The sequence below is a fragment of the Nonomuraea sp. NPDC023979 genome, from assembly GCF_040639085.1.
Classification (GTDB): Bacteria; Actinomycetota; Actinomycetes; order Streptosporangiales; family Streptosporangiaceae; genus Nonomuraea; species Nonomuraea ceibae.
On the sequence record NZ_JBEZZG010000031.1, the window covers coordinates 20,360 to 46,050 of the forward strand.

The window sequence follows — 25,691 nt, forward strand, 5'->3', positions numbered from 1 at the left end:
ATGAGCGACTACGCGATCACCTTCGACCTGATCGACTCCGACGACGACGGCCGCATCTCGGCCGAGGAGCTGGTGCGGCTGATGGAGGTGCTGGGTCAGCCCATCACCCTCGAAGCCGCCCAGGCAGGCGTCCGGCGCCTCGACAAGGACGGCGACGGGCTCATCGACGTCGAGGAGTTCGGCAGCTTCCTCAAGCCTTGACCGTGCGCCGGAGCAGGCAGAACTCGTTGCCCTCCGGGTCCTGCAGCACGATCCACGTCTCCTCGCCGGTCTGGCCCACGTCGGCGTGCCGGGCGCCGATCGCCAGCAGCCTGGCCAGCTCCGCGTCCTGATCGCGGTCGGTGGCGTTGACGTCGATGTGCAGCGGCAGCTTGCCCGTCTTCGGGTCGTCGGAGAGGCTGAGCACGAGCGCCGGCAGGTGCCCCGGCCGCTCCGGCCCGATCCCCACGCTGCCCTCATCGCGGTCGAGCACGACATAGCCCAGCACGTCGCACCAGAACGCCGCCAGGCGCTCGGGGTCACGGCAGTCGAGCACGAGCTCGGTGATGCGGCACGCCATGCGCTGATCATATGCTCACGGACGCTCGTGCGCGGGCGGGCTCAGCGGGGTGCCGGAGTAAGCCTCCGGGGCCTCCTCCAGGTAGTCGGACAGGTTGCCGAGGAAGTCGCGCAGCGGCGGATACTGGTTGTGCAGCTCCAGGTCCTCCCGGGAGCGCCAGACCTCGTAGAGGAAGAACCGGCCGTCCTCCTGCTCGTGCAGGTCGTAGTGCAGGTTGCCGGGCTCGGCGCGGCTGGGCTCGACGAGCGACGTGAGGATGCGCCGGACCTCGTCCATGCGCTCGGGCCGGGGACGAAGGAAGCCGTAGAGGGAAATCTGTGTCATGCCGCCCACGTTAGGATCTCCAACGGTGTGAGGTTCAAGGTGAGGTGGGTCACGTGAAGATCGGCGATCTGGCGCGCGTCACCGGCGTCAACGTACGCCTGCTGCGCTACTACGAGGATCAGGGGCTGCTGGAGTCCGTCAGGACGAGCGGCGGTCACCGCACCTACGCGCCCGACGCCCCGGCCAGGGTGGGGCAGATCCGGGCGCTGCTGGGAGCCGGGCTGCCGACGAAGGTCATCCGGGAGGTCATGCCGTGCTTCCTGGACGACGGCGTGGGCCTCCAGGCGTGCGTGCTCGATCACGTACGGAGTCATCTGACGGACCTCGACCAGCGGATCGACGAGCTGCAGGAGGCGCGCGGGGCGCTCAGCGAGCTGCTGGACCGGTCGCTGGCGGCGGCTCACTAGCGAACCAGTCGAGCGACTGACCGTGCGGACCGGCGAACGCCAGCGGCCTGCCGTCGAGGGCGAGCACGAACACCGCGCGGCCGGCGGGCGGCTCGGGAGTGCCCGGGAGCGGCAGCACGCCGGGGGCCTCGTTGGAGATCCAGTGGCCGGGCAGGGCGCGCACGGTCCCGGCGAACGCCGCCCGCGCCTCCGGCGGCAGGTAGGCGAGCACCGCGCTGTGGAAGACGACCGGGGTGGCCCCGGCGGGCGCCTGGGCGATCAGGCCGGCGAGCGCCTCGTTGAGGTCGCCGCGCACGAGGCGGGGCGGGTCCGCGCCGGCCACGCGGACGGCGGCCCGCAGGCGGCGCAGGCGTTCGTGCCGCTCGGGCCAGATCAGCGACTCCAGCCAGCGCACGTCGCCGGGGTCGCGCACGTCGAGCGGGTTGAGGTCGAGTCCGGCCCGCCAGGCGACGGCGGGCACCTCCCGCGGGAGCGGGGCCCGGCCGCCGGTGCGGCAGTCGAGGACGACCTCGGCGGAGCCGAGCACCGGGCGGTCGTCGTAGCGGTAGGCGTACCGGTCCGGGTAGAGGCACAGGCCGGCCGACGCGCCCACCTCGATCAGGGCCAGCGGCTGGGGCAGGGCGGCGAGGACCGGCAGGAGGGTGGCGCACCGGCCCGGCTCGTTCGTCTGGGTGCTGCGGGCGCGCATGGTGGCGCTGACCAGGTCCCAGTGGGCGGTCGTCCAGGCGCGGAAGGTCGCGTAGTCGTCGTGCGGGCCGCCGTGGTGGCGTACGGCTCCCAGCAGCAGGTTCGGCTGCCGTTTGGCCTCGGGGAGCCGGTCGATCAGGGCGAGCAGGCCGTCGTCGTCGGCGATCCTGCTCGCCAGGAGCTCGTAGGCGGGCGAGTGGCCGCGGGCTTCCAGGGCGAAGCCTCGGTAGCGCCCGGCGGTGTCCATGTCCGCCGGGTGGCTCAGAGGCCGCTGTGGAGGTACACCTGGCCGAAGACCTGCGCGAGGTTCTTCAGGTCCGTCGCCGCGTCCACCTCGGGAGCGGCCGGGTTGTACAGCGTGGCCAGGCGGGGCCGCACCGAGGTGAGCTTCTTGAGCTCGTCCCAGGTGGCGTTCGCCGCCCACTTCTCGCCGTAGGCCCGGTTGACCTGGCCCTGGTCGTTCTGCCAGCGGGTCCAGAGGGTGACGGTCTCGGCGGCGTCGGCCTGGAGCGGGGCGGCGACGCGGTCGGTGATCGACTGGGTGGCCTGCTCGGCGGTGAGCTGCGGGCCGCCGGGGGCGGCGAAGCCGGCGTCCTCGGCGGCGATCTGGCCGTAGGCGTCCCAGGCGCGGGCGCGGACCTGGATCCACTGGTTGCGCTGGGCGTCGGCGGCGGAGATCTGCCAGGTGGCGTACTCGGTGGCCAGGTGGCCGCCGTCGAGGGCGAGCTGGTCGACGAGGCCCTTGGCGAGCCAGCCGCCGACGCGCTCGGGGTCGAGGAGCGGGTGCTTCTTGGTCAGCTCGGCCTTGCAGGCGTCGTCGGCGCCGCAGCCGAGGACCGGCACGACGGTGTGGACGGCGAGCTTCTTGCCGGGGGCGGAGTTGCGCAGGGCGGTGGACGCCTCGGTCAGGAAGGCGTCGATCTCGTCGGCGCTCTCGAAGGTGCTGTTGGCTCCGAGCTGGGAGCTGAACCGGACGCCGACGACGCCGGGCTGCACGGCGAGCGCGGCGACCTGCTTGGCGGCCTCGGCGAGCTTGCCGGCCTTGTAGTCGTCGGCCAGCTCGGCGTCGATCCAGATGCGCATGCCGGTTGCGGCGGCGGTCTTGACGCTCTGGCCGGTGGGGCTCTCGGCGGCCTGCTTGGCCTGGGCGGGCGTGACGTTGTCGGGGTCGACGTAGCAGGGCTCGGCGCCCTCGCACTCGGGGGTGCCGCCCTCTTCGGCGTCCTCGGGGAGCGGGTCGCCGATCTCGTGCATCTCGCCGTCACCCTCGCCGCCGCCGGGGCAGACGTTGCCCGGCTGGGTGCAGTCGACGGTGCCCTTGTCCATGGGACCGGAGTCCTTCATGTTCTGGCCGTCGTTGCCGGCCCAGAACCTGGCGATGTCGGCCGCCTCCTCGGGCGTGGCGAGCCAGGTGCAGACGACATAGGCGGGGGCGTCCGCGTCCATCAGGTCGTTGCAGCTGCGCGGGTCGTCCTGCGACCAGGCGGGGACGCCGATGCCGAGCAGCGACAGGGTCAGGCCGATGACGAAGATCTGCCTCAGTCTCATGGCGCCTTCCGAGGGGGGTGATCGCCGGGCATATCGCACACTATCGGCCGAATCAGTATCGTTCAATCACATCAACGGGGTTGCTTTACGACTGTCCTCCACGGCGAGTGCGGGGCTCAGCAAGGGGGAAGAGGCGTGCTCGGGGATCTCGCGCTGCTCCGGGACCGCCGGTTCGCGTTGCTGCTGTCCGCCCGGACGCTCTCGGTGCTGGGCAGCACGTTCGCGCCCGTCGCCCTGGCGTTCGGGGTGCTGCGCCTGCCCGGCGCGACCGCCACCACGCTGTCGGTGGTGCTCACCGCGCAGTCGCTGCCGACCGTGCTGTTACTGCTGTTCGGCGGGGTGATCGCGGACCGGCTGCCGCGCAACCGGGTGATGATGGCCGGCGAGTGGGTGAACGCCGCCGGGTTCGCCGCGCTGGCGGCCATGATGCTGACCGGCTGGACGCCGATGCCCCTCATGGCGGCGGCAGCGGCGGTGACCGGCATGGGGATCGCGGTGATCTTCCCCGCGCTGACCGGCATCATCCCCGAGGTGGTGCCGCCGGAGCGGCTGCAGGCCGGCAACGCGCTGCTGGGCCTGGGCGCGAACGTCTCCCGCGTGGGCGGCGCGGTCCTCGGCGGCGGCACGGTGGTGCTGGTCGGCGGCGGCTGGGCGCTGGCGGTCAGCTCCGGGCTGTACGCGCTGGCGGGCGTGCTCGTCGCGGGCCTGCGGATGACCCGGTCGGAACGTGCCAAGCCCGGCGACTCCGTGCTGGCCGATCTGCAGGAAGGATGGCGCGAGTTCAGGTCCCGGCAGTGGATCTGGGTGGTGGTGGCGCAGTTCTCCGTGCTGGTGATGGCGATCCAGGCCGGTCACGGGGTGCTCGGGCCGCTGCTGGCCGAGCAGAGTCTCGGCGGGGCGGCGGCCTGGTCGGCGTTCCTGGCCGGGGAGGGCGTGGGCACGATCGCCGGGGTGGTGGTGTCGCTGCGGCTGCGCCCGCGCCGCCCGATCCTGGTCGGCACCCTGTGCTGCCTGCCGGTGGCGCTGCCGTACTTCCTGCTCGGCGGGCAGGCCCCGCTGTGGGCCAGCGTGGCGGGCGCGTTCCTGCTGGGCGTCTGCTTCGACGTGTTCGGGGTGCTGTGGCAGACGACGATGCAGCGGGAGATCCCGCCCGAGTCGCTGTCGCGGGTGAGCTCGTACGACGCGCTGGGCTCGCTGATGTTCGGCCCGGTCGGGCTCATGCTGGCGGGGCCGGTGGCGGAGCGGGTGGGCGCGCCGGCGGCGCTGGTCGGCTGCGGGGTCCTGGTGCTGCTCTCGACGTGCGCCGCGCTGCTGTCCCCCGGGGTGCGCAACCTGCGCGCGCCGGAGCACGCCTCACGTTGAGCCGCTGGTCCGCAGGCCGCGTGCCGGGACCCGCTCGCGCAGGGCGAAGCGGGGCTCCGGCGCGTGGTCGCCGTCCAGGACGCCCGCCACGTACTCGGCCAGCGCGGGGGCGTGCTTGAAGCCGTGGCCGGAGTCGCCGCCGAGCAGCCACACGCCGGGCGACGTCTCGGCGATGATCCACTCGGCGTCGGGCGTGAGCGCGTACTGGCAGACCTGGCTGAACAGCACCGGCGCCGACACCAGCGACGGGAAGCGGCGGCCCAGGTAGGCGCGGGCGTTCGCGACGCTGGCCTCGTCGACCACGCGCTCGCCGTGTTCGGGCTCGTACGGCCTGCCCTCGGCGTCGGAGGTGGCCTTCATGCCCACGCCGTCGACGTCGCCGTGGCCGTAGGCCGAGGCGCCGTGGTCCACCCAGGCGGGGGTGCCGGGCGTGGTCCAGGCGGTGGGCACGGCGAAGTGCAGCGTGTCCTGCTTGGTCACGGTCATCGGCACCTGGAACAGCTCGGGCAGCCAGGCGCCGCAGGCCCACACGATCCGGTCGGCGGTGAGCACGTCGCCGCCCACGCGGACGCCGTCCGGGGCGGGCACGGCGCGGGCGCGGACCAGGCGGACGCCGGCCGACACGGCGAGGGCGGCGGTGACCTGGGTGGCGCGGCGGGCGCGCAGCACGCCGGCGTGCGGCTCCCAGAGCAGGAAGCTGAGGTCGTCGCCGCGGAACTCGGGGAAGAACCTGGCGCCGTCGGCGGGGTCCAGCACCTCACACGGGATGTCGAGATTTTTCAGGACCTGGGCGCTGGTGTGCTCCCAGCCGTCCGGCGTCCCGGCGAACCACATCAGGCCCGCCTCGTGATAGAGCGGCTCGCCGGCCCGCTCCTCCAGCCGCCGCCAGCCCTCGCGCGCCCGCCAGGCCATCCGGGCGTACCACTCCTCGGAGCCGTGCGAGCAGCGCAGCAGCCTGGTCTCCCCCGCGCTCGCCTGGCGCACGTGCCCGGGGGTGTGCTGCTCGACCAGCGTCACCGCCCAGCCGGTCTCGGCCAGCCGCAAGGCCAGCGACGATCCCCAGATCCCTGCCCCGACCACAATGACCGATTTCATGGGATTCACGGTGACCGGAAAGCCGGTCCCGCCGCAAGGGTCAGACCACGATGAATGTGACCACGACGCCCGCGCAGTTGCCCGCCACGCAGATGCGCACCGGCACCCGCGTCACGCCCGCCGCCGTCGGCACGCCGCTGATGTTCCCGTCGGGGCCGATCGTGACGCCGTGTGGCAGCGCGTCGTGGTTCGTGACGCTGACGGTAGGCAGCACGCCCGACGGCCCGCCCTTGATCTGGATGCGCCCGGTCAGCGGCCGTCCGGCCGAGCCGGGGAAGGTGAGCACGCCCGGGTCCCACGGCACGTTGCGCAGCACGACGAACGTGATCCGCTCCTCGGTGCAGCTCTGGCCGGCGCAGACCTGGACGTGCCCCGCGTACGTGCCCGCCCGGTCGGGCGTGCCGTACAGCCTGCCCGCGGCGTCGACCCCGATGCCGGGCACGAGCTCCGCCGCGGCGCGGAAGGCGACGCCCTTCTCGACGGGCAGGAGCTGACGCGCCACCTCGATGCCCTCGGTGACGTAGAAGGTGTCCTCCACGAGCCGGTCGGACGGGGTCGCCACCGGCAGACCCCGGGCCATGTAGATCGCCTGCGCGCCGTCGGAGGGAAGGGCCGGAAGCAACCCGCACATGGCCAACCCGGCAACCAGGAGTATCCACGTTGACCGCATTTTTACCCCCCGGTGCTTCTGCTCCGTTACGTACCCCTTTCATCGCGTTACGTCACCCTCGGCTCACGCATAGATAATCGTTGTCATGGCCGCCGAATCCGCCCAGACCCTCGAACGCGGGCTGCGCCTGCTGCGCCTGCTCGCCGACGGCAAGGGCGGCCGCACGCCCACCGAGCTGAGCGCCGAGCTGTCGCTGAGCCGGCCCGTGGTCTACCGCCTGCTGACCACGCTGCTCAACGAAGGGTTCGTCCGCCGCGACGCCGAAGGGCGGGTGCACCTGGGGTTCGGCGTGCTCGTGCTGGCGCAGGCCGTGCAGCCGCTGTTGCGCGCGGCGGCGCTGCCCACGCTGCGGCGGCTGGCCGAGCAGGTGGGCGCGACCGCGCACCTGACCGTGGCCGAGGGCGACGACGGGCTCGCGGTCGCCGTGGTCGAGCCGTCGTGGACGGACATGCACGTGGCCTACCGCGAGGGCTCGCGCCATCCGCTGGCCAAAGGCGCGGCCGGGCAGGCGATTCTGGCGGCGCGCGAGGGCCGGGCCGATTATCTCGTCACCGAGGGGCAGTTGCAGGAGGGTGCAAGGGGGATGGCGGCGCCGGTGACGGGGCTGCCCTGGCTGGAGGCTTCCGTCGGGGTGGTGACGTTCGGGCCGCTGCCTCCCTCCACAGGCGCGCTGGTCGTCGAGGCGGCGGCCGGGCTCGCCGACGCGCTGGGTTGACATTGCGGAGGCTATGACGGACGGTTGTTACACATAAAGGACACATGCGTCCGATTAGCGGACAGTTGGTGGAGGAGCGGATGCCGTACTACCGCGTCGTGGGAGAGGTGCCTCGCAAGCGCCACGTCCAGTTCAGGCGGCCCGACGGCGGCCTGTACGCCGAGGAGCTGATGGGCGAGGAAGGCTTCTCGTCCGACTCCTCGCTGCTCTACCACCGCCACCTGCCGACCGCCATCCTCAAGGCCGAGGCCGTCACCCCCGAGATCAGCACGCGGCTCGAGCCCAACCTGCCGCTGTCGCCGCGCCACTTCCGCACCCAGCAGCTCACCAGCGCCGGCGACCTCGTGTCCGGGCGCGTCCTGCTGGCGGGCAACGGCGACGTCCGGTTGTCGTACGCCACCACCGACCGGCCCAGCGAGCTCTACCGCAACTCGATGGGCGACGAATGCGTGTACGTCCAGGCCGGCCGCGCCCGGTTCGAGTCCACGTACGGGGTGATCGAGGCCGGGCCCGGCGACTACGTCGTCATCCCGACCGGCACCATCCACCGCTGGGTGCCCGACGGACCCGTCAACGCGCTGGTCATCGCGGCGTCCGGGCACATCAGGCCGCCCAAGCGCTACCTGTCGCAGCACGGCCAGTTCCTGGAGCACGCCCCCTACTGCGAGCGCGACCTGCGCGCCCCCGCCGAGCCGCTGACCGTCGAGGGCGAGGAGGTGCCGGTGCTCGTCCGCACCCGCGGCGGGCTCACCCGGCTGGTCTACCGCAACCACCCGTTCGACGTGGTCGGCTGGGACGGCTGCCTCTACCCGTACGCGTTCAACATCAACGACTTCGAGCCCGTGGTGAAGAAGACGCACGCGCCGCCGCCGGTCCACCAGACCTTCGAGGGCCCCGGCTTCGTCGTGTGCTCGTTCTGCCCCCGGCCGCTCGACTTCCATCCCGAATCCGTGCCGATCCCCTACAACCACCACAACGTGGACTCCGACGAGTTCATGTTCTACGTGGGCGGCGACTACTCCGCACGCCAGGGATCCGGCATCGACGTCGGCTCGATCTCGCTGCACCCGGCCGGATTCACGCACGGGCCGCAGCCCGGCGCGGTCGAGGCGGTCATCGACGCCGTCGCCAAGGGCGTCACGACCACCAGCGAGATGGCCGTGATGGTCGACACCTTCCGCCCGCTCGATCTCGGGCAGGGCGCACTGTCCTGCGAGGACCCCGGATACGCCTGGACCTGGTCACGATGACGCTTTTCACCGCACTCGTCGACGACGCGGGCCTGTTCCCGCCGACGTCGCTGCACATGTCCGAAGCCCTGGCCCGCAACCGGCGCGGCGTCGAGGAGAACGTCGAGGTGCTCACGCACCGCTTCCTGTGCCCGGCCAGCCGGCTCGACCGGCTGCGCGCCGAGGACTGGCAGCCGCGCCGCATCGGGCTGATCAAGGACACGCCCGAGCTGCCGCCCTTCGACGACCTGCCCGTCGACTTCGTCGAGGCCAGGCTGCCCGCCGAGCGCACTGTCGAGGACGTGGCCCGCGAGCTGGACCTGCCCTCGGGGATACGGCTGTTCGTCGAGGTGCCGCCGGGCAAGTTCGTCCCGGACGTGCCCGCCGGGGTGGGGCTGAAGATCCGCTGCGGCGGCGAGGCGGCCGACGCCTTCCCGCCGGTCGAGCAGGTCGCCGCGTTCATCCGGTTCTGCGTCGAGAACGACATCCCGTTCAAGGCGACCGCCGGGCTGCACCACGCCGTACGGCACTTCGACCCCACGCTCGGCGTGGACCGCTACGGCTTCCTCAACCTGGTGCTGGCCGTGTGCGAGGCGGTCGCGGGCCGCGACCCGGCGCCCGTGCTGCGCTCCACCGACGTGGGCCAGCTCGTGCAGCTCGCGCGCAACGTACCGGAGGAGACCGCGAAGCGGGCCAGGCACCTGCTGGTGAGCTACGGCTCGTGCAGCACCGGCACGCCCGTCGACGACCTGCGGGCCCTGGGACTGATCGAGGAGGAAGCGTGAGCTGGGGAGTGGACAACCTGCCCTACGGGGTGTTCTCACGGCACGGTGAGGCGCCGAGGGTGGGGGTGCGATACGGCGACCGGGTGCTCGACCTGGCGGCCGCGCTGCACGACGAGGTGTTCGCGGCGCCCACGCTCAACCCGTTCATGGCCCGCGGGCGCAGCGCCTGGCACGACACCCGCACGCTCATCCGCAACAAGCTCACCGGCGACCTGGCCATCACCGAGCCGCACCTGGTGCCGCTCGACCAGGTGAAGCTGCACCTGCCGTTCGAGGTGGCCGACTACGTCGACTTCTACTGCTCGATGGAGCACGCGGGCAACCTGGGCCGCATCTTCCGGCCCGGCAGCGAGCCGCTGCTGCCCAACTGGCGACACCTGCCCGTCGGCTACCACGGCAGGGCGGGCACCGTCGTGGTGTCCGGCACCCCGATCAGGCGGCCGCACGGGCAGCTCGGCGCCGGCTCCTACGGGCCGACCGCCAAGCTCGACATCGAGGCCGAGCTGGGGTTCGTGGTCGGCGTGCCGGGGACCGGCGACTTCGAGGACCACGTGTTCGGGGTGACGCTGGTCAACGACTGGACCGCGCGTGACATCCAGGCGTGGGAGTACGTGCCGCTCGGGCCGTTCCTGGGCAAGTCGTTCGCCACGTCGATCTCGCCGTGGGTCACGCCGCTGGAGGCGCTGCCGCGCGTCCCCGGCCGCGAGCAGGACCCGCCGCCGCTCGACTACCTGCGCCGCAAGGGCGACTGGGGACTCGACCTGACCATGGAGATCCGGCTCAACGGCGAGGTCATCTCGCGCCCGCCGTACCGGGACATGTACTGGACGCCGGACCAGATGCTCGCGCATCTGACCTCTGGAGGCGCGCCGCTGCGCACCGGCGACCTGTTCGCCAGCGGCACCGTCTCCGGCGGCCAGGTGGACGAGCGCGGCTCGCTCATCGAGATCACCTGGAACGGCACCGACCCGCTCAAGCTCGCCGGCGGCGACACCAGGACGTTCCTCCAGGACGGCGACACGGTGACGATCAGCGCCAAGGCCGGCGACATCTCCTTGGGGGAGGTAACCGGAACTGTCGGATAAGTGACTCGGCGTGCTTGAGCCATGACTCCCCGCTACCCTTGAGGCTCCCCGGTCCCCGGAAAGCAGGAGTGTCATGCTGCGGCGTGCCGCGACGATCTGCGTGGCCGTGCTGCTCACGGCAGCCGGCTGCGCCTCGGCCGAGCCCCCGCCCCGCCCGCCCGTCGTCCACGTCTCCCCCGCCTTCGACACCAAGCGCGCCCGCCCCGACCAGGGCCTGGTGGTCAGCGCCAAGGGCGGCACACTCAGCCAGGTGCTCGCGTACGTGTCGGGCGTGCCCGTGCGCGGCACGCTCGACCCCACCCGCACCACCTGGCGCTCCTCCTGGACGCTGAAGCCCGGCGCCGAATACACCGTCACCGTCAAGGCCGCGGGCGCCGAAGGCCCCTCGACGGTGACGATGGGCCGCTTCCGCACCCGCCAGGCCGCCCGCTCCTTCGGCCTGGCCGCCACCACCCCGCAGCCCGGCGAGACCGTCGGCATCGGCATGCCGGTCATCCTCGACTTCGACACGCCCATCCGCGACAAGGCGGCCGTCGAGCGCGCCCTGGAGGTCCGGGCCGAGCCGCCCGCCGAAGGCGCCTGGCGGTGGATCGACGACACCCGGGCCGTCTACCGGCCCCGGCGGTTCTGGCGGCCCCGCCAGCAGGTCACGGTCACCGCCCACCTGGCCGGCATCCGCCTGGCCCCCGGCGTCTACGGCGTCAGCGACCAGACCTTCGCCTTCACCGTGGGCCGCGCGCAGACCAGCGCCATCGACACCCGCACTCACCAAATGACCGTCCGGCGCGACGGGCGGGTGGTGCAGCGCATGGCCATCAGCGCCGGCATGGCCACCACCCGCGAATACACCACGACCAGCGGCGTCCACCTGACGATGGACAAGGGCAACCCGGTCCGCATGATCTCCCCCGGCCGCTCCGAAGGCGACCCTGATTACTACGACGTCATGATCGACCATGCCGTCCGCATCTCCGACAGCGGCGAGTACGTGCACGCCAAGGACAACGTGTGGGCCCAGGGCCGCGCCAACGTCAGCCACGGCTGCGTCAACGCCCGCCCCGACCAGGCCGCCTGGTTCTACGACACCTCACTGCGCGGCGACCCCGTGACGATCACCGGCACCGATCGCCGGCTCGAATGGGACAACGGATGGGGCTTCTGGCAACTGTCGTGGGAGCAGTGGCTGCGCGGAAGCGCCCTGCGTTCGGCCCCGCCCCTGCCGTAGCGCCGCTTCCGGCATTACGGTGGAACAGGGGGGGAACTGGTGCCTGCGCAGGCCCGTTGTCCCTATAGGAGGCCGGAGCATGGATGAATGGATCATCTGGATTATCCTCGCAGTCGTCCTCGGGGTGGCCGAGATCTTCACGCTCACCGCGGCCCTCGGCCTGCTCGGCGTCGCCTCCCTCCTGACCGCGGCGGGCGCCGCGCTGGGCCTGCCCGTCCCGCTCCAACTGCTGCTGTTCGCCCTCTCGTCCGCGGCCGGCCTGGTCGTGATCCGGCCCATCGCCGCACGTCACATCCGCCAGCCGCAACTGCGCCGCTTCGGCGTCGAAGCCCTCGTCGGCAAGCCCGCCTACGTCCTGTCCGAGGTCACCGGGCGAGACGGCCGCATCCGCATCGGCGGCGAGGAATGGTCGGCTCGCGCCTACGACGAGACCCTCGTGATCCCCACCGGCGCCACCGTCGACGTCATCGAGATCGACGGTGCCACCGCCCTCGTATATCCCCGGGAGTGAGCCATGGATCCGCTGTTGCTCGTCGGCATCTTCGTCATACTCTTCGCGGTGTTCACCGTGCTCAAGGCCGTGCGGATCATCCCGCAGGCGCGGGCGCGCAACGTCGAACGCCTCGGCCGCTACCACCGCACGCTCAAGCCCGGGCTCAACTTCGTCATCCCGTACGTGGACCGCGTCTATCCGATGATCGACCTGCGCGAGCAGGTGGTGTCGTTCCGCCCCCAGCCGGTCATCACCGAGGACAACCTGGTCGTCGAGATCGACACCGTCCTCTACTTCCAGGTCACCGACCCGCGCGCCGCCGCCTACGAGATCGCCAACTACATCCAGGCCGTCGAGCAGCTCACGGTCACCACCCTGCGTAACGTCGTCGGCTCCATGGACCTGGAGAAGACGCTGACCTCCCGCGACACCATCAACAGCCAGTTGCGCGGCGTCCTCGACGAGGCCACCGGCAAGTGGGGCATCCGGGTCAACCGGGTCGAGATCAAGGCCATCGACCCGCCCAAGACCATCAAGGACGCGATGGAGAAGCAGATGCGCGCGGAGCGGGACAAGCGCGCCGCCATCCTCAACGCCGAGGGCCAGCGCCAGTCGCAGATCCTCACCGCCGAGGGTGACAAGCAGAGCAGCATCCTGCGCGCCGAGGGCCAGCGCGCCGCCGCGATCCTCGAAGCCGAGGGCCAGTCGCGCGCCATCGACCAGGTCTTCCAGGCCGTCCACCGCAACGACCCCGACCCCAAGCTGCTCGCCTACCAGTATCTGCAGGTGCTGCCGCAGCTCGCGCAGGGTGAGGGCAACACGTTCTGGGTCATCCCCAGCGAGGTCACCTCGGCCCTCCAGGGCGTCTCCAAGGCCTTCACCGAGGCGCTCCCCCGCTCGGCCGCCACGCGCGAGGAGGCCCCGGAGACGTCGGCCATGGACGAGGAGATCGCCAAGGCGTCCGAAGCCGCCGCCGAGGCCGTCGCCGACGCCCAGGACGCCGAGAACCCCAACGGCCCCCGCCAGCTCACCCAGGCCGCCCAGGAGCCGTCGCCCTTCCCGGGCGTCGACCGCGACGCCGCCCCCGCCGACCTGGACGAGCGCCACCGCGAATCCGGCCGCTGACCCGCCCGCCGCGGGCCTTTCGTCAGCGCTGGCCGCCGTCGAAGTAGGCGGCCAGCTCCGGGTCCAGGGGCGGCACGTCGTACGGGGCGCCGCCGTCGCGCAGGGACAGGGTGGCCATGTAGCCGGCGGCGACGCTCATGCGGGCCGCCACCGGGGAGGTGTCGGTGACGCCGCCCTCGCGCACGAACCGGCGGAACTCCGCGACGATGTCCAGGTCGGCGCCGCCGTGGCTGCCCTGCGCCTGCGGGACCCGGTAGGCGATGTCGCAGTCGTCGCGGTAGCCGGTGGGCCCGGTGTTCCACACCTTGACGGTGTCGCCGGGGCCGTCGCCGAAGTTCTCCAGGCGGCCTTCGGTGCCGATGACGGTGTAGTTGCGCCAGTAGTCGGGCGTGAAGTGGCACTGCTGGTAGGCGGCGACGACGCCGTTGTCGAGGCGCATGTTCATGACCGAGACGTCCTCGACGTCGACGACGTGGTGGAGGTCGCGGCGGCTGGTGGGCGGCCAGTCGAACTCGCGCAGCCAGCCGTCGGGGCGCGGCGTGCCGGGGGCGCGGCGCGGCAGGTCGCCGTAGAGGGCGAGGTCGCCGAGGGCGTTGACCCGGGTGGTGTAGCCGCCGGCCAGCCAGTGCAGGACGTCGAGGTCGTGGGCGGCCTTCTGCAGCAGCAGGCCGGTGGTGCGGGACCGGTCGGCGTGCCAGTCCTTGAAGTAGTAGTCGCCGCCGTAGGAGACGAAGTGGCGCACCCAGACGGTCTTCGGCTCGCCGATGTCGCCGCGGGCGATGATGTCGCGCATCAGCCGGACGACGCCCATGTGCCGCATGTTGTGGCCCACGTACAGGCGGGTGCCGGTGTCGCGGGCGGCGCGTAGGACGGCGTCGCAGCCCTCGACGGTGATGGCCAGCGGTTTCTCCAGGTAGACGGCCTTGCCCGCCTCCAGGCAGGCGATCGCGATCTCCTCGTGGGTGTCGTCGGGCGTCATCACGATGATCGCGTCGAGGTCGTCGCGGCGGAGCAGGTCGCGGTGGTCCGTGGTGGTCACCGGGTCGCCGAAGCGGGCGGCCTGCTCCTTGAGCGTCGCCGGGTCGGTGTCGCAGACCGCGGCCACCACCGAGCCCCGGCCGGGCTGGTGGGCGGCCACGGCGAGGCTCACGCGCAGGCCGAGGCCGATGACGCCGAATCGCAGGTCTTCCACGGATGCCCCTCTGGTCTTTTTATGCCTGTAAGTCGGCATTTTTGCACATCAATGCGCATCAGGGTTGATGATCTCCTGCTCAGACCGCGTACGCCCTTCAGCGTGAAGCAGAGCTTGGGGGGCAGTTAAGAATCCCTCGATGGACACGCGGGAGGGGAAGCGGCACAGTGCGTTAGGTTCGGATCGAGGGGGATGCACGCGATGAAAGCGCTGGTCAAGGAGAGGGCGGAGCCGGGGCTCTGGCTGGTCGACGTCCCGGAGCCCGAGGTGGGGCCGGGCGAGGTGAAGATCAGGGTCCTGCGGACCGGCATATGCGGCACAGACCTGCATATTCGGAAATTTGACGATTGGGCGCAGCAAACGCTGAAGCTTCCGCTCATCGTGGGACATGAGTTCTCCGGGCACGTGGTCGAGGTGGCGCCCGGCGTCGAGGACATCGCGGTCGGCGACCTCGTCAGCGGCGAGGGCCACATCGTCTGCGGCAAGTGCCGCAACTGCATGGCCGGCCGCCGCCACCTGTGCCGCAACACCATCGGCCTCGGCGTCAACCGCGACGGCGCGTTCGCCGAATACGTGACGCTGCCCGCCACGAACGTGTGGGTGCACCGCACCCCCGTCCACCCCGACGTGGCCGCCATCTTCGACCCGTTCGGCAACGCCGTGCACACCGCGCTCTCCTTCCCCCTCGTCGGCGAGGACGTGCTGATCACCGGGGCCGGCCCGATCGGGCTCATGGCCGCCGCCGTCGCCACCCACGTCGGCGCCCGCCACGTGGCCATCACCGACGTCAGCGACGAGCGGCTCAACCTGGCCGGCAAGCTCGGCGTCAACCTGGCGCTGAACGTCTCCCGCGACACCATCGCCGACGGCATGCGCCGCCTCGACATGCGCGAGGGCTTCGACGTCGGCCTGGAGATGTCCGGCAACCCGGCGGCGATGCGCGACATGATCGCGCACATGACCCACGGCGGCCGGATCGCCATGCTCGGCCTGCCCGCCGAGGAGTTCGCGATCGACTGGGCGACAGTCGTCACCTCGATGCTCACCATCAAGGGCGTCTACGGCCGCGAGATGTTCGAGACCTGGTACAACATGTCGGTCCTGCTGGAGAAGGGGCTCGACCTCACCCCGGTGATCACCGACCGCTTCCCGTACGACGAGTTCGACGCCGCCTTCGACACCGCCGCCAGTGGCCGCACGGGCAAAGTCATCCTGGATTGGAGCGCTTGATGTTCACGAACGTACGCGAGCAGCTGCGTGCGACGCTTGACGAGATCACCGAGGCCGGGCTGCTCAAGCCCGAGCGGGTGATCAGCACCCCGCAGAGCTCGGCGGTGAGCGTGGCCGGCCAGGAGGTGCTCAACTTCTGCGCCAACAACTACCTGGGCCTGGCCGACCACCCCGAGGTCGTCGAGGCCGCCAAGCAGGCGCTGGACCGGTGGGGGTTCGGCATGGCCTCGGTGCGGTTCATCTGCGGCACCCAGGAGGTGCACAAGGAGCTCGAAGCCCGGCTGTCCGACTTCCTCGGCCAGGAGGACACCGTCCTCTACAGCTCGTGCTTCGACGCCAACGGCGGCGTGTTCGAGACGCTGCTCGACGCGCAGGACGCGGTGATCTCCGACGCGCTCAACCACGCCAGCATCATCGACGGCATCCGGCTGTCGAAGGCCCGCCGCTACCGCTACGCCAACCGCGACATGGCCGAGCTGGAGTCCCGGCTGAAGGAGTCGGCCGACGCGCGGCGCAGGCTGATCGTCACCGACGGCGTCTTCTCCATGGACGGCTACCTGGCGCCGCTCGCCGACATCTGCGACCTGGCCGAGCGCTACGACGCCATGGTCATGGTCGACGACTCGCACGCCGTCGGCTTCGTCGGCCCCACCGGGCGCGGCACGCCCGAGCTGCACGGGGTGAGCGACCGGGTCGACATCATCACCGGCACGCTCGGCAAGGCGCTCGGCGGCGCCAGCGGCGGCTACGTCGCCGCCCGGCAGGAGATCTGCGACCTGCTCAGGCAGCGTTCGCGCCCGTACCTGTTCTCCAACTCGCTCGCCCCGGTGATCGCCGCGGCGTCGCTGCGCATCCTGGACCTGCTGGAGACCTCCAGCGACGCCCGCGAGCGGCTGCGCGCCAACACCGAGCGGTTCCGCAGCCGGATGGCGGCCGAGGGGTTCGACATCCTGCCGGGCGACCACCCGATCGTCCCCGTGATGATCGGCGACGCCGCCGAGGCCTCCGCCATGGCCGAGCGGCTGCTGGCACTGGGCGTCTACGTGATCGGCTTCTCCTACCCGGTGGTGCCGCACGGCCAGGCCAGGATCCGCGTCCAGCTCTCGGCCGCCCACTCCGCCGCCGACGTGGACCGGGCGGTGACCGCGTTCGTACGGGCGCGCGCCTGACCCGTATCCTCGCAGCGTGATAGACACGCGGCGGCTGCGCACGCTGCGCGCGGTGGCCGACCACGGCACGGTCACCGCCGCGGCGGCCACCCTCCACCTGACGCCGTCGGCCGTCTCCCAGCAGCTCGTCGCCCTGGAGCACGAGGTGGGGCACCGGCTGTTCGTGCGCGACGGGCGCGGCGTCCGGCTCAACGCCGTCGGCAAGATCATGCTGGCCCACGCGAACGAAGTGCTGGCCCAGCTCGAACGGGCCGAGGCCGAGGTCGCCGCCTACGCCACGGGCGCAGCGGGCGAGGTCACCGCGGCCTGCTTCGCCACCGCGATCAGCGCCGTGCTCTCCCCCGCGATCGTCGCGCTGCGCGCTACCACGCCCGGCATCCAGGTGCGGGTACGCGACGCCGAGGGCCACCAGAGCCTGGCGATGCTCCTCGACGGCGAGGCCGACGTGGCGATCGCCGTCGAGTACCGGGGCGGCCCCGACGCGGCCGACCGCCGCCTGTTCCGCGTCCCGCTGTACGCCGAGCCGTTCGACCTGGTGCTGCCGGAGGGCCACCCGCTGTCCGGCTCCGCCGTGGACCTCGCCGCCGCCTCCGGGGAGACGTGGATCGGCCCCTACCCCGGCAACCCCGTGCACGACGTGATCGCGTTCGCCTGCGAGCAGGCGGGCTTCTCGCCCCGGTTCGCGCACTGCTCGGACGACTTCCGCGCCGTGGTGGCGCTGGTCGGGGCCGGGGCGGGAATCGCCCTGGTGCCCCGGCTGGCGCTGCGCGACATGACGCTGCCCGGCGTCACGGTGCACCACACGCCGGGCCCGCTCGCGGCCGGCATGGAGCGCCGCGTGTTCGCCGCCGTCCGGCGCGGGGCCGAGTCGCACCCGCTGCTGCGCCCGCTGCTGGACAGCCTCCAGCAGATCTCCGGCTCTCTCGGGATCGGATGAGACACCGGCGCCGCCCTATTCGGCGCGAGCCCTCTCCACGGCCTCGGTGAAGCGAGCGTGACGGGCCAGCTCCTCCTCCACCGGCCCCAGCACGTACGCCTGACCCACCTCGCCGATCGCGGCCCGCAACGCCCGCGCGGCCTTACGGGCACGACGGCGCCCGCCCAGCCACGCGGCCAGCCTCGACAGCAGCGCCACCAGCACGCCCGCCAGCGCCCCGCCCACCAGCAGCGCCGTCGGCCACGGCACCTCCCACACCGTCGGCATCGGCGGCTCCGGCAACCGCAGGTAGTCCATCCCGAACAGCGCCGCCAGCCAGCCCGCGCCCGCCACCATGCCCGCGAACACCAGCCACTGCAGCACGTTCACCGCCCGCCACCAGCGCGGCCGCCGCGTCACCCCCAGCGACGTGCGCCCCACCGCCCGGTCCACCGCGTCGGCCAGCTCCGCCGACCGCGACCGGGCCGCCCGCCGCACCGCCGCCGCCCACGCCGCCGGCAGCCCCCGCGCGGCCTGCTCGCCGACATCCCGGATCGCCGTCTCCACCTGCGCCCGCTGCACCGCCGACGCCGCCGGCACCGACGTGCGGCTCACCGGCTCGACCCCCTGCCCCGTACGGGCCGCCGCGCGGTCCGCACGGTCGCCTCGGCCGCGCCCGGACGGGGCCGCCACCCCGATCCGCAGCCTGCGCAGCGGGTCCGGCCGGAACCTGCGCACCCACCGCGTCACCGGCCACCCGGTCGCCACGACCGCCCGATGCCGGTGCCCCTTCGCCACGGCCGCCACCACCAGCGGCACCCCGGCCGCCTTCGACAACGCCGCCGTCAACGCCCCCGCCAACCCCCCGACGCCCTGCTCCCCGGGCACGGTTGTCTCCCCCTGCTGAGGTCCCCCCTGAGCGAGCGCGGCCCGCCCCAACGCCAGAACCCCCGTCCCCTCCGCACCGAACGACCCCCCTGCGGACGCGGCGACCCGCCCCTGCGGGGAAGCGCCCGCGCCCTCCGCGCTGGGAGGCGGTGCCTCGGGGGTGGTGGTCTGTTCGGGCGGGGCGGCGCTCTTCTCGGGGTGGGGTGGGAGGGTGGAGGCGGTGGTGAGGAGGGTGGCGGCGTCGCGGACGTCGGCGGCGAGCCGGTCGGACCAGGCCTTGCGGCGGGCCACCCGGTCGGCCAGCAGCGCGCGGAGGTCGGCGACCCCGGCCCCCGTACGGGCCGAGACGCCGAGGACGGGCACGCCGGTGAGCCCGTCGTCGTCGAGGAGGCGGCGCAGGTCGCGCAGGCACCGCTCGACGGCCTCGGGCGGCAGCCGGTCGATCTGGTTGAGCACGACGACCATGACGTCCCGGTGCCCGGCGAGCGGCCGCAGGTAGCGTTCGTGCACGGCGGCGTCGGCGTACTTCTGCGGGTCGAGCACCCACACGAGCAGATCGACGAGCTCGACCAGCCGGTCGACCTCCAGCCGGTGGGTGAGCCGGATGGAGTCGTGGTCGGGCAGGTCGAGCAGGACGAGCCCGCCGAGCCCGCCACCGGACGCGGAGTGCCGGTGCGGCACCTCCAGCCAGTCGAGCAGCGGCCCGGCGCCTTCGCCGTCCCAGAGCGCGGCCTGGGCGGTGGCGGTGGTGGGCCGGGTGACGCCGACGCCGGCGAGTTCGGCCCCGGCCAGCGCGTTGTAGAGGGACGACTTGCCGCTGCCGGTGGCTCCGGCGAGCGCGGCCACGGTGTGGGCGACGGAGAGCCGCCGCCGGGTCCCGGCTCGTTCGGCGACTTCGCGGGCGGCCTGGACGGCGTCGTCGGCCAGCCGTTCTTCGCCGAGTGAGGCGGCTTCGAGGAGAGCGTCGAGCCGGGTTTCCAGGGTGGGCCGGTCCTTGCGGCGCAGCAGTTTCACGCCTGGTCACCGCCCGGCAGTTCGGCCCGGTGGCGGCGGACGGTGGCGGCGGCGTCGCGCAGGGCGGCGGCGGTGCCGGGCGGGGGTTCGACGGTGGCGAGCAGGTCCAGGTAGCGATCGGCTTCGTGGTCGAGGAGTTCGCGGACGCGTTCGCGCAGGTCGTCGCGGGCGCGGGCGGTGAGGGTGCGGACGGCCTGGTCGCCGAAGATCGCTTCGAGGAGTTTCTGGGACAGCACGCTGGTGCCGCCCGCGATGCCGACCTCGATGCCGGTCAGCCCGCCGGTGGAGGCGAACACGGCCAGCATCAGCAGCAGCCCCGCGCCGTTCACCCCGAACGACGCCATCCGTGCTGTGGTGCGCCGTTCGGCGCCTTCCTCCCGTACGAGGTCGAGGACGTACTCCTGCCAGCCGCGCACGGCAGTCTCGGCCTGCTCGCCGAGCGCGGCGGAGGCGCGGCCGAGGCGGGCGGACTCGACGGGGCCGGCGCGTTCGAGGAGGCCGGGCCCGCCGGGCGCGGCGGCCCAGCCGTCGAGGGCGCGTTCGGCGGCGCTGTCGGCGACGCCCTTGATCAGGGTCTCGACGCCGCTCTCCAGGGCGTCGCGGAGCTCGACCTCGGGGGCGCGCCCGGTGAAGAAGCCGACGATGCGGTCGCGCAGCCAGCCGACGCGGCTCTCCAGGGAGCGCATCAGGTCGCCGGTGCCGATGAAGTCCTGCCAGCGGGCCAGCACCTCGCCGCGCAGCAGCGACCCGTCGCGCATGCCCTCGTCGAAGTCGGCGAGCCCGCCCGCGTAGGCGGCGGTCACGATGGAGCGCAGCGCGTCGAAGCCGGCTTCCTGCCGTTCGACGGCGGTGGCCAGCGACGGCACGCGGGTGGCGAGGCTGTCGAGCGCGCCGGACAGCGTCTGGCGTACGACGCGGGAGCGTTCGGCGGCGTCGGCGGCGAGCCCGGCGAGCCAGCCGGCGATGGGCGCGACGGCGTCGGCGGGCAGCCGGGCCTTCTCGGTGGGCAGCGCGGCCTCGGGGACGGTGAACAGGCGGCTGCCGGCCAGGCCGTTCTCCTCCAGGAGGCGTTCGAGGTCGCGGGCGACGGGGCCGGCGGCCTCGGGCGGCACGCGGTCGAGCACGACGGCGAGGGCGGTGCTGCGTTCGCGGGCGGAGCGCAGGAAGCTCCACGGCACCTCGTCGGCGTAGCGGGCGGCGGTGGTGACGAACAGCCACAGGTCGGCGGCGGCCAGGAGTTGCGCGGCCAGCTCGCGGTTGGCGGTCACGACGGAGTCGATGTCGGGCGCGTCGAGCAGCGCCAGCCCGGCCCCCAGCGCGTCGGCGGTGACCACGCGCAGCGCGCCGGGCCCGACGCCGGTGGCGCGGGACAGGCCGGGCAGCACGTTCTGCGCCATGAACCAGTCGCGGTCGGCCGGGCTCACCACGAGCGTCGGCACGAGCGTGGTGGGCCGCAGCACTCCGGGCTCGGTCACGTCGACGCCGACCAGCGAGTTGACCAGCGTGGACTTGCCCGCGCCGGTGGAGCCGCCGACGACGGCGAGCAGGGGCGCGTCGATCGCCCGCAGCCGGGGCAGCAGGTAGTCGTCGAGCTGCCCGGTCAGCTCGCGCAGCGCGCGCCGATCGGTGGCGGCGTCGCCGATCTCGAGCGGGAACAGCTCCCGGTCGAGCGGCTGCCGCAGCTCCTCCAGCGCGCCGAGCAGGTCCATACGGACCACGCTAGCCCGCGGGTGGCTCTCTCAGCACGTAACCGACGCTGCGCAGCGTGTGAATGAGCCTCGGCTCCACGTCGTCGACCTTGCGCCGCAGGTAGGACACGTACGATTCGACCACGCCGGCGTCGCCGCCGAAGTCGTAGTTCCACACGTGGTCGAGGATCTGCGCCTTGGACAGCACCCGCCCGGCGTTGGCCATGAAATAGTGCAGCAGCTTGAACTCCGTCGGCGACAGCCGCACCTGACGGCCGCCGCGCCACACCTCGCGCGCGTCCTCGTCCAGCTCCAGGTCGGCCACCTTCAGGCGGGTGGCGGGCGCGCCCTCGCCCCGGGTGCGGCGCAGCACGGCGCGGATGCGGGCCTGGACCTCCTCCAGGCTGAACGGCTTGGTGACGTAGTCGTCGCCGACGCGCAGCCCGGCGATCTTGTCCTCGGTGGCGTCGCGGGCGGTGAGGAAGAGCACGGGCGCGTCGATCCGCCTGGCCACCTCGAACCCGTCCAGGTCGGGCAGCATGACGTCGAGCACCACCAGGTCGGGTGCGGCCCGCTGGGCCACCTCGACGGCCTCGTTGCCGTCGGCAGCGGTGAGCACCTCGAACCCGGAGAAACGCAGGCTGGCCGAGAGCAGGTCCCTGATGCTGGGCTCGTCGTCCACCACCATGATCAGCGCTTCGCTCTTGCTCACCCTTCCAGGGTGACCCAGCGACCTGAGGGAATGCTGAATGCTCACTCCAAGGCGAGTGGGAGTTCGACGCGGAAGGTCGATCCCTCGCCCGGTGTGCTGCGGACGACGACGGTGCCGCCGTGGGCGTGCGCCAGCGCCTGGACGATGGCCAGGCCGAGGCCGCTGCCCCGGTCCTCGCCGGACCGGCGTCTGGACCTGGCCGAGTCGGCCCGGTAGAAGCGTTCGAAGACCCGCTCGACCTGTTCGGGGGTGAGGCCGGGGCCCTGGTCGGCCACCTCCAGGAAGACCGTGCCGTCGCCCGCCCCGACCCGGATGGTGATGGGCGTGCCCGGGTCGGTGTGGATGAGCGCGTTGGACATCAGGTTGCCGACGACCTGGCGCAGCCGTACCTCGTCACCGGAGACGATGAGCGCGGCGCCGCCCACGACGTCCAGCCCGATCTCGCGGTCGGGGGCCAGGATGCGGGCGTCCTGGACGGCGTCGGCGGCCAGCGCCAGCATGTCGACGGGCCGCATCTTCAGCGGCCTCGACTGGTCCACCTGGGCGAGCAGCAGCAGGTCGTCCACGAGCAGGCTCATGCGCCCGGCCGCGTGCTCGACCCGTTTCATCAGCTCGGCGGGGTCGGCGCCGGGGTTCTGGCGGGCGTACTCGGCGAAGCCCCGGATGGAGGTCAGCGGGGTGCGCAGCTCGTGGGAGGCGTCGGCGACGAACTGGCGCATCCGGTCCTCCGACCGGCGCGCCGCCGCCTCGCCCTCCGACCGCGCGGTGAACGCGCTTTCGAGCTGTGCCAGCATCCCGTTGAGCGCGGCGGCCAGGCGGCCCACCTCGGTACGGGGGTCGCCGTCGGGCACCCGGCGGCCGAGCTCCCCGGCGGCGATGGTGCCCGCGGTGCGCTCGATTTCGGCCAGGGGTCGCATGCTGCGCCGCACGGTCGCCACGCCGACGATCGCGAGCAGGATGACGATGCCGCCGCCGCCCAGCAGCTCGATGAGGACGAGCCGCCGGGTGATCTCATTGACCTCGCCCAGGTCGGTGGCGACGACGAACGTGCCCTGCGGCGTCGTGCTCTGCCGCACCCGCCACTCGCCGTCGCCACCGGCGGCCGGGGCGGTGTAGATGTCGCGTCCGCGTGACGGGTCGAGCACCGGCTTGGGCTTGACGTCGACGTCGCGCTCGCTCTGCGTGGGCGTGAGCACCCCGGCGGCGTCCTTGACCAGGACGATCGTGTCGGACTCGATGAGCAGCGGCTTCTCGGTGTTCTGCTTGCCCGCCGCGCGCCGCTGCGCGTCGTTGACCAGCCGCTTGTGCACCCGTACGGAGACGAGGTTGACCTGGCTGTCGACCCGGTCGAGCAGGTAGCCGTGCAGGACCGACACGCTGACCACCCCGATGAACGTCATGCCGAGCCCCAGCAGGGCCAGCATGACGGCCATCAGCTTGATCCTGAGCGGCATCTACGGGCCCGAGGGCAGGCGCAGGACGTAACCGACGCCGCGCAGGGTGTGGATCAGCCGGGGGCTGCGGTTGTCGATCTTGCGGCGCAGCACCGACACGTACGACTCGACGATGCCGACCTCGCCGCGGAAGTCGTAGTCCCACACGTGGTCGAGGATCTGCGGCTTGGACAGCACCCGTCCGGCGTTCGTCATGAAGTAGCGCAGCAGCTTGAACTCGGTGGGCGACAGCGCGACCGCGTGGCCGCCGCGCCACACCTCGTGGCTCTCCTCGTCCAGCTCGATGTCGGCGAACGTCAGCCGGGGCGGCGGCGGCTGCGCCTCGCCGCTGGTGCGGCGGAGCACCGCGTGGATGCGGGCGACGACCTCCTCCAGGCTGAACGGCTTGGTCACGTAGTCGTCGCCGCCGATGGTCAGGCCGCGGATCTTGTCCTCGGTCTCGTCCCTGGCCGTGAGGAACACCACGGGCGTGTGGACGCCGCCGCCGCGCATGCGCCGGACGATCTCGAAGCCGTCCAGGTCGGGCAGCATGACGTCGAGCACGACCAGGTCGGGCCGCTGCCGCTGCACCGCCGCGACCGCGTCGTGGCCGCTCTTGGCGGTGCACACGTCGAATCCGGCGAACCGCAGGCTGGCGGCGAGGAGTTCGAGGATGTTCGGGTCGTCCTCGACGATCAGCAGGCGCGCTTCCATCATCGGCCGCCCGCCGGGTGCCGGCCCACCGGGCCTGACGTGCGGGAGCCGCGCGGGGACGCTCCGGATTGCCGGGGCGGACGAGCCGCGAACCTCAACCTGTCCTCCTGTCTGCACCTGTCGGCCTGGAAGGGGCCGGTGTCCTCTTCGTCCTCGAAGGGGATGATGTCCCCCTCAAGGATGCCCTCATCGGACAGGTGCTGGGACAATTCCGGCGATGTGCCGGGCGATGGCCAGGCTCGACGTGGCCGCGGGCGACGGGGCGTTGCGCACGAGCACCACGTCGCCGTGCACGTCCACGGCGAAGTCGTCGACCAGGCTGCCGTCGCGGGCGACGGCCTGCGCGCGCACGCCGCCCTCGGTCCGGTGCAGGTCGGCGGAGGTGAGCTCGGGCACGTAGCGGCGGGCGGCGCGGACGAAGGCGGCCTTGGCGAGCGAGCCGTAGACCTCCTTGACGCCGGTGCGCCAGTGGTGGCGGGCCATGCGGAGGGTGCCGGGCCAGCGCAGAATTTGCCCGACATTACGGAAATTCCGCCACCTGTAGCCCTCGTACGCCCCGGCCAGCACCGCGTTCGGCCCCACCAGCACCTCCCCGTCGATGTGCCGGGTCAGATGCACCCCCAGGAACGGATACCGCGGGTCGGGCACCGGATAGATCAGCCCCCGCACCAGCTCCCTGGCCGACTCCCCGAGCGCGTAGTACTCGCCCCGGAACGGCACGATCCGCACGTCACCCGGCTGCCCCGCCATCCGCGCCACCGCGTCGGTGCCCAGCCCCGCGCACACCACCAGCCGGTCGAAGACGAACCTGCGCCTCCCGGCCAGCACCTCCACACCCGAGGCGCCCTGCCTGATCCCCCTGACCGGATGCCCGAGCCGTACCGAACCGCCCAGCTCGGCCACGTCCACCGCGAGCCGGCGCGCGACGGCCGGGAAGTCGGCGATCGCCGTGTGCGGCGAGTGCACCGCGCCCACGCCCACCGCGTGCGGCTCGACCTCGCGCAGCGCCAGCGCGTCGAGCTCGGCGATCCCCGGCACGCCGTTGGCCCTGGCCCGCTCGGCCAGCGCCGCCAGCCTCGGCCGCTCCGCCCGGGTGCTCGCCACGACGAGCTTGCCCACCTCCCGGTACGGCAGCGCGTGCTCGGCGCAGTAGTCCTTGAGCATGGCCACGCCCTCGCGGCACAGCCTGGCCTTGAGCGAGCCCGGCGGGTAGTAGAGGCCGGCGTGCACGACGCCGCTGTTGTGGCCGGTCTGGTGGGCGCCGACGCGGCCCTCCTTCTCCAGCACGGTCACCTCGGCGCCCCGCGCGCCCGCGAGCTCGCGGGCCACCGCCAGGCCGACGATCCCGGCCCCCACGACTCCGATCTTCTCCGTCACGAGGCCAGTGTGCCTGCGTGGCAGCCGTTCGTCCGCTCTCGGGGGCAAT

Annotated in this window: 26 protein-coding genes; 13 read left to right on the forward strand and 13 right to left on the reverse strand. The window is 72.6% G+C overall.

Annotation, left to right across the window (positions count from 1 at the left end; translation table 11 throughout):
* Entirely contained in the window at positions 1–201 is a 201-nt protein-coding gene (locus AB0G11_RS37690) for an EF-hand domain-containing protein (protein WP_219506365.1), read from the forward strand.
* On the opposite strand, the gene AB0G11_RS37695 is transcribed toward AB0G11_RS37690, so the two are convergent.
* Both AB0G11_RS37695 and AB0G11_RS37700 read right to left on the reverse strand, forming a co-directional pair.
* Positions 191–559, reverse strand: coding sequence for a VOC family protein (locus AB0G11_RS37695; protein ID WP_219506364.1), 369 nt, complete (start codon positions 557–559; stop codon positions 191–193). The two genes, AB0G11_RS37690 and AB0G11_RS37695, sit on opposite strands and share 11 nt — an antisense overlap.
* A 15-nt stretch (positions 560–574) precedes the next feature.
* Positions 575–883 (reverse strand): putative quinol monooxygenase, encoded by a 309-nt coding sequence (locus AB0G11_RS37700; RefSeq protein WP_357591431.1) that lies wholly within the window; start codon positions 881–883, stop codon positions 575–577.
* Positions 884–936: 53 nt separating this feature from the next.
* On the opposite strand from AB0G11_RS37700, the gene AB0G11_RS37705 reads away from it, so the two are divergent.
* A complete protein-coding gene (locus AB0G11_RS37705; protein WP_219506362.1) occupies positions 937–1,290 on the forward strand; it encodes a MerR family transcriptional regulator in 354 nt (117 codons plus the stop codon).
* Here the strand turns inward: AB0G11_RS37705 and AB0G11_RS37710 are convergent.
* Together AB0G11_RS37710 and AB0G11_RS37715 are read right to left on the reverse strand one after the other, a co-directional pair.
* On the reverse strand, positions 1,250–2,224 hold the full coding sequence (locus tag AB0G11_RS37710) for a DUF2332 domain-containing protein (RefSeq protein ID WP_357591433.1): 975 nt from the start codon (positions 2,222–2,224) through the stop codon (positions 1,250–1,252). The genes AB0G11_RS37705 and AB0G11_RS37710 overlap by 41 nt on opposite strands.
* 14 nt (positions 2,225–2,238) lie before the next feature.
* Positions 2,239–3,525, reverse strand: a complete 1,287-nt coding sequence (locus AB0G11_RS37715) for a hypothetical protein (protein WP_357591435.1) — start codon at positions 3,523–3,525, stop codon at positions 2,239–2,241.
* A gap of 135 nt (positions 3,526–3,660) precedes the next feature.
* On the opposite strand from AB0G11_RS37715, the gene AB0G11_RS37720 reads away from it, so the two are divergent.
* On the forward strand, positions 3,661–4,887 hold the full coding sequence (locus tag AB0G11_RS37720; protein WP_357591437.1) for an MFS transporter: 1,227 nt from the start codon (positions 3,661–3,663) through the stop codon (positions 4,885–4,887).
* Here the strand turns inward: AB0G11_RS37720 and AB0G11_RS37725 are convergent.
* Together AB0G11_RS37725 and AB0G11_RS37730 are read right to left on the reverse strand one after the other, a co-directional pair.
* Positions 4,879–5,982 carry an FAD-dependent oxidoreductase gene (locus tag AB0G11_RS37725; RefSeq protein ID WP_219506358.1) on the reverse strand — a complete coding sequence of 368 codons (1,104 nt, stop codon included), beginning with the start codon at positions 5,980–5,982 and terminating at the stop codon, positions 4,879–4,881. The genes AB0G11_RS37720 and AB0G11_RS37725 overlap by 9 nt on opposite strands.
* A gap of 40 nt (positions 5,983–6,022) precedes the next feature.
* Positions 6,023–6,613 (reverse strand): hypothetical protein, encoded by a 591-nt coding sequence (locus AB0G11_RS37730; protein WP_357591439.1) that lies wholly within the window; start codon positions 6,611–6,613, stop codon positions 6,023–6,025.
* A 124-nt stretch (positions 6,614–6,737) separates the two neighbouring features.
* Between AB0G11_RS37730 and AB0G11_RS37735 the strand changes: the two genes are divergently transcribed.
* The 7 genes from AB0G11_RS37735 (at position 6,738) to AB0G11_RS37765 (ending at position 13,309) form a co-directional block, all read left to right on the forward strand.
* Positions 6,738–7,367, forward strand: coding sequence for a helix-turn-helix domain-containing protein (locus AB0G11_RS37735; protein ID WP_219506353.1), 630 nt, complete (start codon positions 6,738–6,740; stop codon positions 7,365–7,367).
* 80 nt (positions 7,368–7,447) lie between these two features.
* Positions 7,448–8,617: a homogentisate 1,2-dioxygenase domain-containing protein gene (locus AB0G11_RS37740; RefSeq protein WP_219506432.1), complete on the forward strand. Its 1,170-nt coding sequence runs from the start codon at positions 7,448–7,450 to the stop codon at positions 8,615–8,617.
* Positions 8,614–9,381 carry a hypothetical protein gene (locus AB0G11_RS37745; RefSeq protein ID WP_219506351.1) on the forward strand — a complete coding sequence of 256 codons (768 nt, stop codon included), beginning with the start codon at positions 8,614–8,616 and terminating at the stop codon, positions 9,379–9,381. The genes AB0G11_RS37740 and AB0G11_RS37745 overlap by 4 nt, the downstream gene beginning before the upstream one ends.
* Complete coding sequence (locus AB0G11_RS37750; protein ID WP_357591441.1) at positions 9,378–10,466, forward strand: fumarylacetoacetate hydrolase family protein; 1,089 nt, start codon at positions 9,378–9,380, stop codon at positions 10,464–10,466. The genes AB0G11_RS37745 and AB0G11_RS37750 overlap by 4 nt, the downstream gene beginning before the upstream one ends.
* Before the next feature lie 73 nt (positions 10,467–10,539).
* Positions 10,540–11,691, forward strand: a complete 1,152-nt coding sequence (locus tag AB0G11_RS37755; protein ID WP_357591442.1) for an Ig-like domain-containing protein — start codon at positions 10,540–10,542, stop codon at positions 11,689–11,691.
* A 79-nt stretch (positions 11,692–11,770) separates the two neighbouring features.
* On the forward strand, positions 11,771–12,202 hold the full coding sequence (locus AB0G11_RS37760; protein ID WP_219506337.1) for an NfeD family protein: 432 nt from the start codon (positions 11,771–11,773) through the stop codon (positions 12,200–12,202).
* Between the two features lie 3 nt (positions 12,203–12,205).
* Complete coding sequence (locus tag AB0G11_RS37765) at positions 12,206–13,309, forward strand: SPFH domain-containing protein (protein ID WP_246645089.1); 1,104 nt, start codon at positions 12,206–12,208, stop codon at positions 13,307–13,309.
* Between the two features lie 22 nt (positions 13,310–13,331).
* Here AB0G11_RS37765 and AB0G11_RS37770 read toward each other — a convergent pair whose 3' ends face one another.
* Positions 13,332–14,501, reverse strand: a complete 1,170-nt coding sequence (locus AB0G11_RS37770; RefSeq protein ID WP_357591444.1) for a Gfo/Idh/MocA family oxidoreductase — start codon at positions 14,499–14,501, stop codon at positions 13,332–13,334.
* 201 nt (positions 14,502–14,702) lie between these two features.
* Between AB0G11_RS37770 and tdh the strand changes: the two genes are divergently transcribed.
* Genes tdh through AB0G11_RS37785 form a run of 3 tightly spaced genes read left to right on the forward strand, consistent with a single transcriptional unit; the run spans position 14,703 to position 17,837 of the window.
* Positions 14,703–15,731 carry an L-threonine 3-dehydrogenase gene (gene tdh, locus AB0G11_RS37775; RefSeq protein WP_219506333.1) on the forward strand — a complete coding sequence of 343 codons (1,029 nt, stop codon included), beginning with the start codon at positions 14,703–14,705 and terminating at the stop codon, positions 15,729–15,731.
* Positions 15,731–16,900: a glycine C-acetyltransferase gene (locus AB0G11_RS37780; RefSeq protein WP_219506331.1), complete on the forward strand. Its 1,170-nt coding sequence runs from the start codon at positions 15,731–15,733 to the stop codon at positions 16,898–16,900. The genes tdh and AB0G11_RS37780 overlap by 1 nt, the downstream gene beginning before the upstream one ends.
* 16 nt (positions 16,901–16,916) lie before the next feature.
* Positions 16,917–17,837 carry a LysR family transcriptional regulator gene (locus tag AB0G11_RS37785; protein WP_357591446.1) on the forward strand — a complete coding sequence of 307 codons (921 nt, stop codon included), beginning with the start codon at positions 16,917–16,919 and terminating at the stop codon, positions 17,835–17,837.
* A gap of 15 nt (positions 17,838–17,852) precedes the next feature.
* On the opposite strand, the gene AB0G11_RS37790 is transcribed toward AB0G11_RS37785, so the two are convergent.
* From AB0G11_RS37790 to lhgO, 6 genes are all read right to left on the reverse strand, one after another.
* Positions 17,853–19,718 carry a GTPase gene (locus AB0G11_RS37790; RefSeq protein ID WP_357591448.1) on the reverse strand — a complete coding sequence of 622 codons (1,866 nt, stop codon included), beginning with the start codon at positions 19,716–19,718 and terminating at the stop codon, positions 17,853–17,855.
* On the reverse strand, positions 19,715–21,427 hold the full coding sequence (locus AB0G11_RS37795) for an ABC transporter (protein WP_357591450.1): 1,713 nt from the start codon (positions 21,425–21,427) through the stop codon (positions 19,715–19,717). The genes AB0G11_RS37790 and AB0G11_RS37795 overlap by 4 nt, the downstream gene beginning before the upstream one ends.
* Before the next feature lie 10 nt (positions 21,428–21,437).
* Positions 21,438–22,094 carry a response regulator transcription factor gene (locus tag AB0G11_RS37800; RefSeq protein WP_246645101.1) on the reverse strand — a complete coding sequence of 219 codons (657 nt, stop codon included), beginning with the start codon at positions 22,092–22,094 and terminating at the stop codon, positions 21,438–21,440.
* A 65-nt stretch (positions 22,095–22,159) separates the two neighbouring features.
* Positions 22,160–23,551: a HAMP domain-containing sensor histidine kinase gene (locus AB0G11_RS37805; RefSeq protein ID WP_246645088.1), complete on the reverse strand. Its 1,392-nt coding sequence runs from the start codon at positions 23,549–23,551 to the stop codon at positions 22,160–22,162.
* Positions 23,552–23,572: 21 nt separating this feature from the next.
* Positions 23,573–24,268, reverse strand: a complete 696-nt coding sequence (locus AB0G11_RS37810) for a response regulator transcription factor (protein WP_357591452.1) — start codon at positions 24,266–24,268, stop codon at positions 23,573–23,575.
* 183 nt (positions 24,269–24,451) lie between these two features.
* Complete coding sequence (gene lhgO / locus AB0G11_RS37815) at positions 24,452–25,642, reverse strand: L-2-hydroxyglutarate oxidase (protein WP_357591454.1); 1,191 nt, start codon at positions 25,640–25,642, stop codon at positions 24,452–24,454.
* Positions 25,643–25,691: the final 49 nt, after the last annotated feature.

What these genes read in the sequence shown, in the direction of transcription:
- AB0G11_RS37765 (WP_246645089.1), top strand. Translation starts at nt 12,206, where the DNA reads ATGGATCCGCTGTTGCTCGTCGGCATCTTCGTCATACTCTTCGCGGTG.
- AB0G11_RS37710 (WP_357591433.1), bottom strand. Translation starts at nt 2,224, where the DNA reads ATGGACACCGCCGGGCGCTACCGAGGCTTCGCCCTGGAAGCCCGCGGC.
- AB0G11_RS37800 (WP_246645101.1), bottom strand. Translation starts at nt 22,094, where the DNA reads ATGGTGGTGGACGACGAGCCCAGCATCAGGGACCTGCTCTCGGCCAGC.
- AB0G11_RS37740 (WP_219506432.1), top strand. Translation starts at nt 7,448, where the DNA reads ATGCCGTACTACCGCGTCGTGGGAGAGGTGCCTCGCAAGCGCCACGTC.
- AB0G11_RS37810 (WP_357591452.1), bottom strand. Translation starts at nt 24,268, where the DNA reads ATGATGGAAGCGCGCCTGCTGATCGTCGAGGACGACCCGAACATCCTC.
- tdh (WP_219506333.1), top strand. Translation starts at nt 14,703, where the DNA reads ATGAAAGCGCTGGTCAAGGAGAGGGCGGAGCCGGGGCTCTGGCTGGTC.
- AB0G11_RS37755 (WP_357591442.1), top strand. Translation starts at nt 10,540, where the DNA reads ATGCTGCGGCGTGCCGCGACGATCTGCGTGGCCGTGCTGCTCACGGCA.
- AB0G11_RS37690 (WP_219506365.1), top strand. Translation starts at nt 1, where the DNA reads ATGAGCGACTACGCGATCACCTTCGACCTGATCGACTCCGACGACGAC.
- AB0G11_RS37735 (WP_219506353.1), top strand. Translation starts at nt 6,738, where the DNA reads ATGGCCGCCGAATCCGCCCAGACCCTCGAACGCGGGCTGCGCCTGCTG.
- AB0G11_RS37760 (WP_219506337.1), top strand. Translation starts at nt 11,771, where the DNA reads ATGGATGAATGGATCATCTGGATTATCCTCGCAGTCGTCCTCGGGGTG.
- AB0G11_RS37805 (WP_246645088.1), bottom strand. Translation starts at nt 23,551, where the DNA reads ATGGCCGTCATGCTGGCCCTGCTGGGGCTCGGCATGACGTTCATCGGG.
- AB0G11_RS37725 (WP_219506358.1), bottom strand. Translation starts at nt 5,982, where the DNA reads ATGAAATCGGTCATTGTGGTCGGGGCAGGGATCTGGGGATCGTCGCTG.
- AB0G11_RS37780 (WP_219506331.1), top strand. Translation starts at nt 15,731, where the DNA reads ATGTTCACGAACGTACGCGAGCAGCTGCGTGCGACGCTTGACGAGATC.
- AB0G11_RS37745 (WP_219506351.1), top strand. Translation starts at nt 8,614, where the DNA reads ATGACGCTTTTCACCGCACTCGTCGACGACGCGGGCCTGTTCCCGCCG.
- AB0G11_RS37700 (WP_357591431.1), bottom strand. Translation starts at nt 883, where the DNA reads ATGACACAGATTTCCCTCTACGGCTTCCTTCGTCCCCGGCCCGAGCGC.
- AB0G11_RS37730 (WP_357591439.1), bottom strand. Translation starts at nt 6,613, where the DNA reads ATGTGCGGGTTGCTTCCGGCCCTTCCCTCCGACGGCGCGCAGGCGATC.
- AB0G11_RS37795 (WP_357591450.1), bottom strand. Translation starts at nt 21,427, where the DNA reads ATGGACCTGCTCGGCGCGCTGGAGGAGCTGCGGCAGCCGCTCGACCGG.
- AB0G11_RS37695 (WP_219506364.1), bottom strand. Translation starts at nt 559, where the DNA reads ATGGCGTGCCGCATCACCGAGCTCGTGCTCGACTGCCGTGACCCCGAG.
- AB0G11_RS37715 (WP_357591435.1), bottom strand. Translation starts at nt 3,525, where the DNA reads ATGAGACTGAGGCAGATCTTCGTCATCGGCCTGACCCTGTCGCTGCTC.